Origin of the sequence: Rhodoferax lithotrophicus (genome assembly GCF_019973615.1) — a bacterium.
In the GTDB taxonomy this organism is placed as follows: domain Bacteria; phylum Pseudomonadota; class Gammaproteobacteria; order Burkholderiales; family Burkholderiaceae_C; genus Rhodoferax; species Rhodoferax lithotrophicus.
Window position 1 is genome coordinate 615,594 of sequence record NZ_AP024238.1, and the last position, 13,180, is coordinate 628,773.

At 59.5% G+C, this 13,180-nt stretch carries 8 protein-coding genes; 2 read left to right on the forward strand and 6 right to left on the reverse strand.

What is annotated here, in order from left to right:
• The first annotated feature begins 97 nt into the window (after window positions 1-97).
• Window positions 98-1,966, forward strand: a complete 1,869-nt coding sequence (gene glmS, locus LDN84_RS02885) for a glutamine--fructose-6-phosphate transaminase (isomerizing) (protein WP_223907897.1) — start codon at window positions 98-100, stop codon at window positions 1,964-1,966.
• 280 nt (window positions 1,967-2,246) lie between these two features.
• Here the strand turns inward: glmS and LDN84_RS02890 are convergent, their stop codons facing one another.
• The 4 genes from LDN84_RS02890 to LDN84_RS02905 are packed head-to-tail and all read right to left on the reverse strand — an operon-like array spanning window position 2,247 to window position 9,829.
• A complete protein-coding gene (locus tag LDN84_RS02890) occupies window positions 2,247-3,251 on the reverse strand; it encodes a Wadjet anti-phage system protein JetD domain-containing protein (RefSeq protein WP_223907900.1) in 1,005 nt (334 codons plus the stop codon).
• Window positions 3,251-7,630 carry a coiled-coil domain-containing protein gene (locus LDN84_RS02895; protein ID WP_223907903.1) on the reverse strand — a complete coding sequence of 1,460 codons (4,380 nt, stop codon included), beginning with the start codon at window positions 7,628-7,630 and terminating at the stop codon, window positions 3,251-3,253. The genes LDN84_RS02890 and LDN84_RS02895 overlap by 1 nt, the downstream gene beginning before the upstream one ends.
• A gap of 1 nt (window position 7,631) precedes the next feature.
• Window positions 7,632-8,360, reverse strand: coding sequence for a hypothetical protein (locus tag LDN84_RS02900; protein ID WP_223907907.1), 729 nt, complete (start codon window positions 8,358-8,360; stop codon window positions 7,632-7,634).
• Window positions 8,357-9,829, reverse strand: coding sequence for a hypothetical protein (locus LDN84_RS02905; protein ID WP_223907910.1), 1,473 nt, complete (start codon window positions 9,827-9,829; stop codon window positions 8,357-8,359). The genes LDN84_RS02900 and LDN84_RS02905 overlap by 4 nt, the downstream gene beginning before the upstream one ends.
• 82 nt (window positions 9,830-9,911) lie before the next feature.
• On the opposite strand from LDN84_RS02905, the gene LDN84_RS02910 reads away from it, so the two are divergent.
• Entirely contained in the window at window positions 9,912-10,772 is an 861-nt protein-coding gene (locus LDN84_RS02910; RefSeq protein WP_223907917.1) for a helix-turn-helix transcriptional regulator, read from the forward strand.
• A gap of 440 nt (window positions 10,773-11,212) precedes the next feature.
• Here LDN84_RS02910 and LDN84_RS02915 read toward each other — a convergent pair whose 3' ends face one another.
• Both LDN84_RS02915 and LDN84_RS02920 read right to left on the reverse strand, forming a co-directional pair.
• Entirely contained in the window at window positions 11,213-12,460 is a 1,248-nt protein-coding gene (locus LDN84_RS02915) for an RNA polymerase sigma factor (RefSeq protein ID WP_223907920.1), read from the reverse strand.
• Window positions 12,457-12,885: a YciI family protein gene (locus LDN84_RS02920; protein WP_223907923.1), complete on the reverse strand. Its 429-nt coding sequence runs from the start codon at window positions 12,883-12,885 to the stop codon at window positions 12,457-12,459. The genes LDN84_RS02915 and LDN84_RS02920 overlap by 4 nt, the downstream gene beginning before the upstream one ends.
• Window positions 12,886-13,180 lie beyond the last annotated feature (295 nt).

A 13,180-nucleotide genomic window follows, 5' to 3' on the forward strand; every position in this document is an offset into this window, starting at 1 on the left:
TTTTCATGAAATTTTCAATCAAAAAAATAAAAAAATAGATGCCTTATTTCTTTTTGAGGTATCTAAGATGAGTTCCTTATTTCAAGGAGCAAACTTTATGTGTGGCATTGTCGGCGCGGTATCCCAGCAAAACATCGTTCCCATTTTGGTACAGGGCCTGGCCCGATTGGAGTACAGGGGTTATGACTCGTGTGGAGTGGCTGTTTATGCCAATGGGTTGCAACGTGCCCGCAGCACCGCACGGGTATCCGAGTTGATGGATCAAATTGCCAGCACCCATCTGGAAGGTACCACCGGCATTGCCCACACCCGCTGGGCGACCCATGGCGCACCCGCCGTGTGCAACGCCCACCCGCATTTCAGCCACGGCCCCGGTGCAGATGCGTACAGCCGCCCAGGGCGCATTGCGCTGGTGCACAACGGCATCATTGAAAACCATGACGATTTGCGTGCCGCTTTGCAGGCCAAGGGCTATGTGTTTCAAAGCCAGACCGACACCGAGGTGATTGCCCATCTGATCGACAGCCTGTATGACGGTGACTTGTTTGAGGCGGTCAAAGCTGCATTGGCCTCGCTGCGTGGTGCTTATGCCATTGCGGTGTTTTGCAAGGATGAGCCGCACCGCCTGATTGGGGCACGTGCCGGTTCACCGCTGATTCTCGGAGTCGGGTTAGACGGCCAGTCGCATTACCTGGCCAGCGATGCCATGGCCCTGGCCGGGGTGACCGACCAGATTGTTTACCTGGAAGAAGGTGATGTGGTAGACATTCAGCTGGGCAAATACTGGCTGGTGGACAAAACTTTCAAGGCCCTTACCCCCGAGCAGCGCCCGGTGAAGACGGTGCATGCCCACAGCGGTGCGGCCGAGTTGGGGCCGTACCGCCACTACATGCAAAAAGAAATTTTTGAGCAACCCCGGGCGATTGCTGACACCTTGCAAGGGGTCACCCATATTTGCCCTGAGTTGTTTGATGGTGAAAGTGCCAGTGCGGCTCGGGTTTTTAAGGACATTGACTCGGTGCTGATCCTGGCCTGCGGCACCAGTTATTACAGCGGCTGCACCGCCAAGTACTGGCTGGAGTCGATTGCCAAAATCCCGACCCAGGTGGAGGTGGCCAGCGAATACCGCTACCGCGACTCGGTGCCCAACCCGCGCACACTCGTCGTCACCATCACGCAGTCAGGCGAGACGGCAGACACCCTGGCCGCCCTGCGCCACGCGCAAAGCCTGGGCATGACACACACACTGACCGTTTGCAACGTGGCCACCAGCGCCATGGTGCGTGAGTGTGAACTGGCCTATGTAACCCGCGCCGGGGTCGAGATTGGGGTGGCCTCCACCAAAGCCTTCACCGCGCAATTGGCCGGCTTGTTTTTGCTGACGCTGGCGCTGGCGCAGTCACGCGGGCTGCTGAGTGAGGCCGATGAAGCTCGCCACATTACCGCCATGCGCCACTTGCCCACCGCCTTGCAGGCGGTGCTGGCCTTGGAGCCGCAGGTGATCGCTTGGGCACAAGACTTTGCCGCCAAAGAAAATGCCCTGTTTCTGGGTCGTGGCCTGCATTACCCGATTGCCATGGAAGGTGCTTTGAAGCTCAAGGAAATCAGCTACATCCATGCCGAAGCCTACCCAGCCGGTGAACTCAAACACGGCCCGCTGGCGCTGGTGACCAGCGCCATGCCGGTGGTCACCGTGGCCCCTAACGATGCCTTGCTGGAAAAACTCAAGAGCAACATGCACGAAGTGCGGGCCCGCGGCGGTGTGCTGTATGTGCTGGCTGATGCCGACTCGCACATTGAAAACGGCGAGGGCTTGCACGTGATTCGTATGCCCGAGCATTACGGTGAACTCTCCCCCATGCTGCATGTGGTGCCGCTGCAATTGCTGGCCTACCACACCGCCTGCGCGCGTGGCACGGATGTCGACAAGCCGCGTAACCTGGCGAAAAGTGTGACGGTGGAATGACCCGGGATTGCGCCGTTAATTGCAACAAATAAAGTTGGTCGAATCCGAATAAAGTCTGTCGCTTTCGTACGGGAAAATCCAGCAAAAATTTTCTATGTGAAACCAATCTGGCATCCAAAAGTTTGGGCATTTGGTTTCGTTGCACATATTCGTGGATGTAATGTTGCCAAATGTACCGATTGCTTGACCTTTTATAACAGTGCAGAGCTGATTCTTTTGTTTCTGTTTCACCCCAAACTACGTCAAACGCATGTACCGCGTTTGACGTAGTTTGGTTTTGTTAGTCGCTGTAACGCCAAGCCTTCAGTTGCTCAAAACCCAGCGCCTCTTGGGGAATCCACAACCCCTGAGCCCAGAGTTCAGTCAGCGTTTCCCCCAACTCCGGCCCTAGCCAGGCTGTCGCTGACTCAGCGACAGCTCCTCTACACTCGGGCTTTTTGCGAGTGCGTCCGTGAGCTAACAGCCACCGGTAAAGGTCAAGAGCAGGACGTACCTGCAAACCTTGCGCATCGCTCCCCCTGTTGAAGTCCAGCGGAATACCAACCCCTTTGGGGTCCAGGTCTCCAAGGTATTCAGCCCCGTAGCCGCCCACCTCCAACAGCACTTGACCTAGTGCCTGTCCAGTGCTTCGGAACGCTTCGCCGGCCCCGTACACGACCGCCGAGTAGCGCAAAACGGTCTGGTTCCACTCCCCAAAACTCCAGAAGCTGTTGTGGTTCTCGACCACAAGAACAGGTTTTCCAGGGGCGGATGCCTGACGGTAGGGAAGGGGTAATGGCACCAGGAATGCGCCCAAAGCCGTAAGGGGAAGCCGTCCTATGAACAGGCTTGTTCCCGTCCGTAGCGCGTCCAGCCGTTTCTCGTCTCCGAAGATTTCCAGGGAGCGCTCCTTGATGGGAACCAGTGTCAGGCTATCCCGTCGGCACAGAAGGAAATCGTTGATGGCCTTGGCATCGGCCAGTTGCATCGGTTTTAGCTTCGGCCAGAAACCCAGCTCCGGAACCCAGGCCACTTCAGAGTAGCCGCTGGTGTCCGTGACCCGGGTCTTCCGTACTAGGGCGACCCAGGTCGGCAGCGGAGGTCGTCCGACCTTTTCCCAGCCGCCCGGCGCAGGCAGGGACAGCAGTCCTTGGTTTTCCAAGTCTCTGAGCGCATGCAGTAGCAATGCCTGGCGTTCAGGATTGTTCTGGACCTCTGGATACAGCGAGTAGTAGACGCGCTTGACCTCGTCCAGCGGAATCCGCTTTCGTTTGGAGGCATCGAGCTGGTTGAAGAACTCCGACATCAGGTGGCCTCGGCCATAGGTTCGTTGAGCTGAAAATCAGCCGTCTCAAGGTGCCAGCGGCGTGTCTTGGTGTTCTGACCGGCCCGACGCAGGCGCACAAACTTGCCGAACTCGCCGAGGGTGTTGTAGTCCTGAACGGCTGTCGCAAAGATGAGCTGGACACCCATCGCGTTGGCCAGCATGCGCTGAGCCTTCCACAGGGCAGGGGTCGTTGCCTTGGCGAAGGGGTTGTCCAGGATGAGCGGTCCGCCGCCTGCCTTCTGTTCTCTGGCCTGCATGTCAGAGCGCAGCTGCGAGATGACCAGGTAGAGGAACATGGCCATCACCACACCTTCACCGCCGGAGTTGGTGATTTTGTCCATGGCCACGTACTGCTGAGACTCTTCAATCACCATCTTGAGAACCTGCAGCCCCAGCGCTTTTCCGTTGAGCGCAAGCAAGGCCTCCGCAGCCAGGTCCGAGCCCTTTGCAGGGATGATTCCGCTCTCAATCAATCGGTCCAGGTAGTGATGCAGGACCCGGCGGCGGTCATCCGCGCTTATCGAGCCCAGATGCGAGCGCATCTTAAGCACCGACTTGCCTCCCACATAGGGGGCTCCGGCCGGAACGGCCTTGCGGGTAGCCGACGTCAAAGTGCTCGTGGCCACCTGGGTCAGAGAGTGCAATTCTTCGGCAGCGGCTTCGAAGTCTTTGGCCATGTCCAAGAGGTTGGACTCGACTGCAGCAATTCGTTCTGTCAATTCTGCAGACAGGCGCTGAATGTCGTCTACTGCGGACTCGAACGCGTTGCTTCGCATCTGGACAGCAAGGTCCGGCTCAACTTGCACGAATTCAGGAGCTTGAGCAGCTGTCTTCAGCGACTCAAAGAGGGTGCGGGCAGATTTCTCTGCATTCGTATATGCGGCAGCTCTGGAGTTGAAGGCTTGAATCAGCTTCGTGACTTGCGCGGATGCGTCGATTTCCAGCAGAAAACGGGACTGAAGCTGTGATACGTCTTGGCCGGCCGCAGTGAGCCTCAGCTCAACCAGCGCACGTTCTGGCTGCTGCTCCAGCTGCAGCGTTACGTTCAGAATGACCTTTCGTTCCTTCATACCCTTGGCCTCGGTAGCTTTCTCCTGCGCGCGCGTTGCGGCAGTCGTTCCTGCTTGCTTGGCGGCGACGGCCTTTGCGCCCGAAAACTGCCGACTGGCTTCTGCCGCGGATACCGCTGCCACCAGACCTTCGTCGTCCAGGGCAACCTGCTCGGGTGTCGCCGCAGGAAGCCGAACCTTGTTGGTTATGGCCCATTGCTTGTGCGTCGCCTCTGCTTGGGCTTTTGCTGTGATTGCTGGCTCCTCCTTTCCCTGAAGAGTCGTCACGAGGCACTCTGTGGCGGGCAGCAAGGCATCTAGGTCCGCTTCGCGGAAAGGGGCGAGGTCGGTTCCGGTGACCCCTGAAAATTGCTTCGTGAAAGCGTTCTGTTTAGCAAGAACTTCGTTCTCTTTGAGGTCCAACTGAGCTTTAAGTGCCCCCAGACGGGTTTCGGCGGCGGAGCTGTAGATGGACTCCGCCGTTTTGTAGGCCTCCCTCAGAGATGCGAGAGGGGTCGGGTTGTTCTTGAGCAGTTCGTGCGCGGGTATGGCCGGGTCGTGGTGCTTCAGGTCGGAGCGCTCGGAATCCAGGTTGGTGACCTCGGCGGTCATCGTTGCCATGTTGCCAGCAGCTTGAACGTTCAGGGCTTGGAGCGATGCTAGCTCTACTCCCTTGGTTTCAATCAGTTCCTGCGTTTGCCCCAGCAGTTGATCGAGTGCGTCCATTCGACTCAGCCGGTCGGATTGCTGGCATTCATGGTCGCTCACGAACCGCTCCAACGCAATGAGATGTCCCCTGCATCCATTCAAAGAGTTCTCGTACTCCTTAACCCGTTTCGCGGCTGTCTTGGCGGCAACCGTGCATTCGACTGCCTTCCCTTTGTGGGTATCTGCTGTCTGCAGCTCGGTAGCCTTTTCTTGCTCCAGTTGAATGAACCGGTCTTGAGCGCTGGCGAGCTTTCCAGCTCCGTACTTGTCTCGGTACGCCAGGAGCGCGGTGCGCGCGGCCAAAGCCTGGTTTCGCAGGTCTTCGAGTTGCTGTCTTGTTGCCTTCTCATGGTCGTGACTTGCTACCAGCTTTAGCTTCAAGGCCTGCGCAGCCCCGGTGTTGTAAGCTGCATCGGTACCGGGGGGGACCACCACGGCCGCGCCCAACGCATCTGTTTCTAGAGCGGTGGGAGACACCATCACCGGCTTGACCGGAAGCTCGGCACCCCACTGCATAGCCCGGCACGCATCCAACTCGGTACTGGCTACACAAACACCCAGGAATCGAGCGGGGTTGCTCTGAACCAGAGCCCGCGCCCGTACCGCGTCCGGAATCGCTTTGGCCAGGTATTGGTTGAACGGCTGAGCGGACCGCACACCGTGCGCCAGCAGCTTTCGGACTACCAAGGCGACATCCGGGCTAAAGCCGGCCACACCTGTGTTTTCAATGGACTGGCTGTCCGCATCCAGCTCGGCCATGCGGATGTCCGTGCCGGTGATTTGAAGTCCGAAACTGCTGATGCGCCTGTCCAGTTGGTCAATCAGCGCCAAAGATTCCAGGTCAGTCACCACGTCGGTCTCTGCCGCCGCAGTCAGGGCCGCCGACTGAGACAAGCGCTCACGCTCTGCGCAGCCGTCCGCGATAAAGATGTTCTTCGCGGAAATCTCGGTTTCGAGACGGCCTGCTCGAAGCTTGGCGTCCTCAGATTTCTGGCGCCAGTCCTCCGCGTCAACCTCGTACTGAGCTTGCTGGTCGGACAGCGCTGCTAGTTCTGCTCTCAGCTGATCATCGAGCCCCGTCCATCGCTCAAGCGCGTCGGCGGTGGATTCGTCATCCGAGGTCAATGCGCCGTCTGCGGCCAACCGCTGGCGGGCGATAATCAACGCTTTTTGCTGTGTTTCTAGCTGCGTCTTCTCGTTGGAATGCTTCACCAAATCCGTATTGAGTCGAGTGACCTCCGCTCTCAGGTCAGATGCCTGCTTGCCCCTGGCCTTTGTCTGTTCCTCGATATCGTCGACCTGCGTGCGCAAGGCTCCGGCGGTGTCATGCAAGGCACGACGAAGCAGCGAACCATCTCGCTGAACTTTCGCCAAATACGGGGCCAGTTCTTTTGTCTTTTCTTCGCTGAGCGCTCTGAGTTCTTTAATCTCTGCTTGAGCTGCTTTAACTTCCCTCTGCAGCTGTGCAGCCCGGATGTGTAGGACATCTTTTTCAGCCTTCGCCAAGTCCTCCCGGAGCTGCCTCAGGGCCTCGGTGGCGAGCTGGGATTTACGCTGGAAAGTTAAGTCGGTGAGCGTGGCGTGCTCTTTCGCGTAGCTATCAACAGCAGCCTCCTCGGTTTGGGCAATTCCCAACTGAGTTTCGGAGAACGTCGCTTCGGTCGCAGCGTCCTGTTCGAGTGTGGTGGCCCGCTCCTCAAGGGCTTCAGCAAGGCGAAGCCCCTTCCAGATCAGGTTGATGCGCTGGACTTTCTCTTGTTGAAGCACTTCGGCAGCGGCGGAGAACGTGCTCAGCGCTCCCGAGAAGCTCTGCAGCTGGGTCAGCTGTCGCTGGAAATGTGGCTTACGACGCAGCTTGTCACAAGCAGTGGCCACGGCATCGCGCACGGAACTGGCCCGTGGTGCGTCGAGCGTAAGCCCGAAGAACTTGCGCAGGAACTCGGCTTCCGATTTGAAGTTCAGGAATCCTGCATCGAAGCCACCTTCCTGGGCCGAGAAGTCCACCTGCATTCGCAGCATCTCAATGTCGATGAGGCTGGCTTCCAGGTGCCGGTGCCAGTCGGATTGTTTGCGGGTGATGTACGCGTTTCCCGGGTTTGTGCGTTGCTGGTCGTGAATCCAACGAGAGAACTCCCCCATGGAAGTAAGGGGAGCCTCGCACAGCTTCGGGCCGGGCACCTGCTCCAGGCTGAGGCTGTCGTCCTCTTCAAAGCTGAAGAACATGCGTTCGATTTCCGCAGGCTCGGTCGTGGTGCGCACAGCGACCGCTTGGCCAGTAATCAGCCGGTAGGTGCCTTCGCCTGACTTCTTCGGGGGCATCAGCCACTCGACCATGATGAGCCCCAGGGTCCCGTCGTTGGCGAAGTATTGGGAGAAGTGGTTGTTCCTGCTCTGGATGTGCTTGAGGAACCGGTCCTGGCTGGTCTCAAAGCACGAGAAAATGAGGCTGAGCAGTGAGGTCTTGCCGCCACCGTTCTCCAAGTTGAGGACCGTGTCGGTGGGCGCGTGAAGGTCTAGGTCCCGCAGGTCGAGGGTGACCCCGTCATACCAGGCGGTCTCGTAGCCACAGTTGCCGAGATAAATTCGAGAGATTTGCTGCATGTCAGGATTCCTGCGCCTGAGCGGCTGTTTGGGCAATATCGAAAAGACGACGCAGTGCCAGTTCGCGCAGTTGCACACGCAGGCGCTGGGTCGGGGTGTATGTCTCGGTCTCTTCGTCGTCCGTCTCGCGGTCAAGGCGGACCAAGCCACCTTCCCTCATGTGTTTGAGGGCCAGCTTGATGAAGCCGACAACGGAGTTGAGAGACGCACGCTGGGCTGCGGGAACCACGACCGCTAGGCTGGCGATGTAGTCCCAACCGGGCGCCAATTCGATAGGCACATCCGGCAAGGGCGCAGCGGACGCCTGCAGATGCTTGGCCAGCGCATGCAGCGTGTCCCGGAAGTTCGCCACGGAAGAGGGCGGTGGCACAAAGTTGTCGTCGTCCAGGCCGTCCGTCGTGGGGAAGAAGGTGGCGGCAACGGCCACATGAGCCAGGAGCAAGGCCGCCTTCTGCTTGGCGTCGAGGCCTGAGCGGATGTCCGCCATCTTGACGGCGAACTTGCTCTCGCGGGATGCGGGAACAACGACCAATCCCCTTTCTGAGACATCCAGCACGGCCAGCTCCATGCCTGTCGCGATGTTCTGAACCTCGCCGGCGAAGTCAGGGTCTGCCCGGTAGTGCGCCAGGAGCTCCCGGTACTCCGCGTCGTTGATAGGCACAAGCGTTGAGTGCAGGGCTTTGTACAGGAGCCGGCCTGCGTTCTTTGACGACGATTGCAGCGCGTTCATGTTTGCGTTCCCTTCGGGGTAAATGTGAGGTTGATGCCGGCCGCCACGTCAGAGTAGAACCGACCAGTTGCTTCGGAAATCACTTGTGGGAACTCGGTCTCAGAGGGGGAGAACGAGCGGAAGAGGATGAGCACCAGGCACCGACGCATGGCTCGGTCCATGCCTTCGTCTTCCGCGAGGTCCAGAAGCTCGTCGACGCGATAACTCTTTTCACCCGAAAACTTGCCCTTGAGCCATCCGGTAACTGTCCTGATGACAGATTCCGGGAACTCGGGAAGCGGGGGCTCATAGGGCGTGATTTTTCCGTCATCCTTGTCCTGTGGACCGTCTTCGGCGCGTTGCTCCAGCAGGAGTGCAAACACCGTGTTGAGGTCGTAGAGCTTCGGCCACGTGGTGGGATACAGCGCGCTGAGGAGGTCCTCGCCGCTGGCTGCCAAGGCTTCAACAGTCATGTCCAGCAACTGGGGCAGCAGCCGGGATTCCAGGTCGGGCAGACCTGTTGGGCGGCGCGCCCGGAAGACCGAGCGCTGCGATGCCAGGAAGTTGTCCCCTGCGCTCGCAATGTCGCCGACGAGTTGTCCGCGCAAGGTGCTGGCGCTCTGCAGGACCTTGAGCAGGCCCGCCAAGCTGGCGCGGGTCCGAAGTTCATCGGCATCCTGCAAGGCTTCCTTGACAGCTTCTTCCATGCGCTGGTCCTCATGCTGCCGCTTGTCCACATGGTCGCGGGCATCAGAGAGGTACGGCCCCAGCTCTTTGCTCCAGTTGACAGAGCCGGGCGCACGATGGGCCTGGTGCAGCCGGTCACGGATGCGCTGACGGTATTCGATGGATAGCGTTCGAGCGCGCTTGGCGATGTCGAGAGCCGCATCGAACCTCCCGCGCTGGACCAAAAGGTCCAACATCTTTTCCATGAGTTCCTGGGAGTCCTCAGGCGACAGGTCCAGCATTCCGAGGTAGACCAAGTATCCCTCGGGAGTGGGGCGGTAGCGGTAGACATCTTCTAGGTCAGGCTCGTACCGCACAAGGCGGAAACGCACGTTGCGCATCGATCCCTTAGTCGCGTCGAAGTGCTCGAAGGTGAACTCCCGATAGCTGTTCGCCTTGTTGTCCAGCGTGGCAAGCACCGTTTCTCCAACCCGGTAGCTTTGAGCATCGGTCAGTGCCGGTTTCATTGCCTTGGCCGCGTCTGCCAAATGGCCCAGGACCTCCTCATAGGTGGCGCCCATCGAGATGGTGGTGGACTCCATCATCTGGTCGAGCGCGCTCAGCGCCAGGTAAGAGGTGTCTGCCCCTTGGAAGAGCCCTGCGTCTGGCGTGCCTTCGTCTCCAATACGAAATTTGTTAAGTTCCAGCTGGAAGAGGGGGCGCAACAACAGCAGATTGCGCAACTGCCTGGAGAGGTCCAGTAAACCCGAATTTTGGGGCTCAACTTCTTGCGGAGGGTCAGAGTTGGTTTGGTGTGACAGCATTTTGAAACTTCTTGTGCGTTTAATAATTATACGTTCAGTAAATAGATTAGTCTAGTTTGTATATTGATGCACAATGGAGGGCATGACGACCAAAAAAGCGGTGCCTGAACCGCAAAAAATTTCCTCTCGTTGGGGGCCCGACCGCAGGCTGGAATTCATCGACTTCCGGCTCAGATGGGACGGTCGGCTGAATCGAGCTGACCTTGTTGCATTCTTCGGCATCTCTGTTCCCCAGGCCTCGCTAGACATTGCCAAGTACTTGGAGTTAGCTCCCGACAACCTAGTCTATGACCGCAGCGCGCGGGTGTACTTTGCCACGAGCGAGTTCAAGCCCGTATACGACACGAGTAGTCCCTCCAGACTTCTTAACGAGCTCCTTGCGCACGCCGTTGGGGTCATTGGGGATGAGTCCAGCTTCATTGGCTGGCGGGCTCCGGTGGGCTACGTGCCCACGCCAGGGCGCACGCTCAGCGCAGATACCCTTGCCATACTGTTGCGAGCGGTGCGGGAGGGCAGGGTCGTCCAGCTGGTGTACCAGTCGATGAGTGCAGAGAAGCCCGAGCTTCGTCTGATAAGCCCGCATGCCTTCGCACACGACGGATTTCGCTGGCATGTCCGCGCCTACTGTCACAAGCACCAGGCGTTTCGCGATTTTGTGATTGCCCGGATGACGGAGGTAAAGCTGGGGAGCTTGTCTGCTGTGCTGGGGGCTGAGAATGATGTGGAATGGCATACCGAGGCAACTTTGGAATTGGAGCCCCATCCGGGCCTGTCTGCAGCTCAAAAGCGTGCTGTGGAACTGGACTACGGCATGACCAACGGAGTGGTCAGCTTCAAGTGTCGGCAGGCATTGCTCTTTTATGCGCTAAGGCATCTGCACCTGGACAGAGCAGAGAGCGGGACACCGGAACAGCTGCAAGTGGTACTCAAGTCAACGTTCTAGGCCCATGGTCGCATCAAGTTCTCAATGTGGTAGTAGTTGATCGGCACGTTGCCATCTTGAAGGTATTAAGTTGTTTACGACTTTAATTCTGTGTGTTGTCAATTTGCAACGCCGCTAACCCGCATGAATGCTAGATGCCTGTTTACGACTTTAATTGCGCGGAATAGCAATTAAAGTCGTAAACAGGTCCTTAAAGTCGTAAACACGGGCCTAGCATCCATGCGGGTTTGCGGGGTGTTGGATTTTGGAGACGATTATTTAAAGTCGTCAACACGACAACTTTTGCGTTGTGCTGCAGGGGCCGCAATACCTGCTGTGGGCCACATCCGGTCGTTGGTGGACGGCAGCTTTCTGGACACCAAGCGCCCCGATTGGTGACTTCCGTTCTGCTCTTTCGGCTGTCGCGTGCTCTAAACCATCGGATCGGCATTGATCGGTGCCTACATGCGCCCCAAGCGCTCCAATAGCAACACGCGATCACGTTCGTTGCCAGTCCAGGCTATGGCCTGGCGTAGAGCTTCGCGCGCGTCCTCAATGCGATCCAGGCGCTGGAGCAGGTCTGCCCGCGCGCTGGCCCACCAGGGGTAGCCGGCCAGCGGAAGCGCCTCCATGAGCGGGAGTGCCTGCGCGGGTCCGACGGCGTGGCTCAGTGCAACGGCACGGTTGAGCGCAACGACTGGGCTGGGTTGCAACACGAGCAGCGCGTCGTAGATCCGCAGCAATTCAGACCAGTCGGTGTCTTCGACGCGAGTGGCGCGGGCATGCACCGCCGCCAGCTCGGCCTGCAGGGCGAGAGCGCCCGGCCCCCTCGATTTCAGTGCAGTCAGTCTGTGACTGCGCTCCAACGCGGCCAGGCCGCGCCGCACCAGCAGGCGGTCCCAGCGCCGCCGGTCCTGATCCATTAACAGCACGGGACGGCCCTGCGCATCGGTACGCGCCGGCAGGCGCGAGGCTTGCAGCTCCATCAACGCCTGCAGCGCCTGCGCTTCTGCCTCCGTCGGAAGCAAGGCGGCGAGGTGTCGCGCCAGGCGCAGGGCCTCGTGGCACAGGGTCGGCCGCGTCCACTCGACACCGCTGCTGGCGACATAGCCTTCGTTGAACATCAGGTACAGCACCGTGCAGACGGCGTCCAGACGCGCGGCGCGCTCGGGGGGCGGCGGCAGCTCGAAAGGCTCACCGGCCAGTTGCGCCTTGGCGCGCGTGATGCGCTGAGCGATGGTGGCCTCTTTGGCGAACAGGGCGCGCGCGATTTCCGCCACCGAGAGTCCGGCCACCAGGCGCAAGGTGAGTGCCCATTGCGCCTCGCGCGCCAACTTGGGGTGGCAGGCGATGAACATCAACCGCAACGCGTCGTCGCCCACCTGGTCAGCCTCATTGGCCAGCAACAGGTCCAGCGGGTCGGGCGCGACGTGGGCCGCGCGCGCATCGGCGTCATCGCCCAGCGCCTGCTGTTCCCGCGCCGCCATCTGCGCATGGCGCATGCGGTCCAGCAGGCGGTGCTTCGCGACAGTCATCAGCCAAGCGCCGGGGCGTTCAGGCCAGCCCTCGGATGGCCAACGTTGCATCGCGGCCACCAGCGCGTCCTGCACGCAGTCTTCGGCCAAAGCCAGATCGGCACCTGCGCGTAGCAGAGCCCCGATAAGGTGTGTGGCTTCCAGGCGCCAGACGGCCTCGATGGGAGGCGTCATCTGCCTTGCTTGATGGTGGCCAGCTGTTCGCGGATGATGCGCTCGGCATCTTCGGGGGGAAGGTCGATGCCGCCCATCAGCGGGCGCACCTCGATGCAGCAGGGCTGGCCAGGGAACGGCGCCGGAAAGCGCTGCGCCCAGGCCAGCGCCTCGTCGTGCGACCGCACCTCGATCAGCGTGTAGCCGGCAATCAGCTCCTTGGTCTCGGCAAAGGGACCATCCATGACGCTCGCCTGGCCGGCGGCGTCGTACTGCACGCGAAATCCCTGACTGCTGGGCTGCAGGCCGGCACCGTCGAGCAGCACGCCGGCCTTGGCCATCTCGTCGTGGAAGGCCATCATGCGCGGCACGAGCGTAGGGTCATCAGGGAAGTCGCCAGCCTCACTCATTGCGGTGGCGCGAACTTGGATCATGTAACGGGGCATGGAAATCTCCTGGGTTGGTTGAACTTATACGACGAATGGCGGTGGCGCATTTCGACAGGCCCCTCCGATTTAGGGGGGTCACAACTGCGATCAACCGCTAACCGGCGGCGCGGCCAGGACAGTGAATGTCTCTTCTGGTCGGTTGTTGAGGCAAGTCCGGGCCAACTGCAGTCGCTGGCCGATGACCGCAATCAGGCAGTGAGTTGGTAGACTGTAGTGGGACGAAGCCGGGTATGGCCAGTGGGATAGACCGAACGAGTTTGGCCCCTGGTTCGAAGTTGATCGCCTTGAGATA

Bases quoted from the DNA above. Each gene is read 5' to 3' on its own strand.
- glmS (WP_223907897.1), top strand. From the start codon at position 98: ATGTGTGGCATTGTCGGCGCGGTATCCCAGCAAAACATCGTTCCCATT.
- LDN84_RS02890 (WP_223907900.1), bottom strand. From the start codon at position 3,251: ATGTCGGAGTTCTTCAACCAGCTCGATGCCTCCAAACGAAAGCGGATT.
- LDN84_RS02895 (WP_223907903.1), bottom strand. From the start codon at position 7,630: ATGCAGCAAATCTCTCGAATTTATCTCGGCAACTGTGGCTACGAGACC.
- LDN84_RS02900 (WP_223907907.1), bottom strand. From the start codon at position 8,360: ATGAACGCGCTGCAATCGTCGTCAAAGAACGCAGGCCGGCTCCTGTAC.
- LDN84_RS02905 (WP_223907910.1), bottom strand. From the start codon at position 9,829: ATGCTGTCACACCAAACCAACTCTGACCCTCCGCAAGAAGTTGAGCCC.
- LDN84_RS02910 (WP_223907917.1), top strand. From the start codon at position 9,912: ATGACGACCAAAAAAGCGGTGCCTGAACCGCAAAAAATTTCCTCTCGT.
- LDN84_RS02915 (WP_223907920.1), bottom strand. From the start codon at position 12,460: ATGACGCCTCCCATCGAGGCCGTCTGGCGCCTGGAAGCCACACACCTT.
- LDN84_RS02920 (WP_223907923.1), bottom strand. From the start codon at position 12,885: ATGCCCCGTTACATGATCCAAGTTCGCGCCACCGCAATGAGTGAGGCT.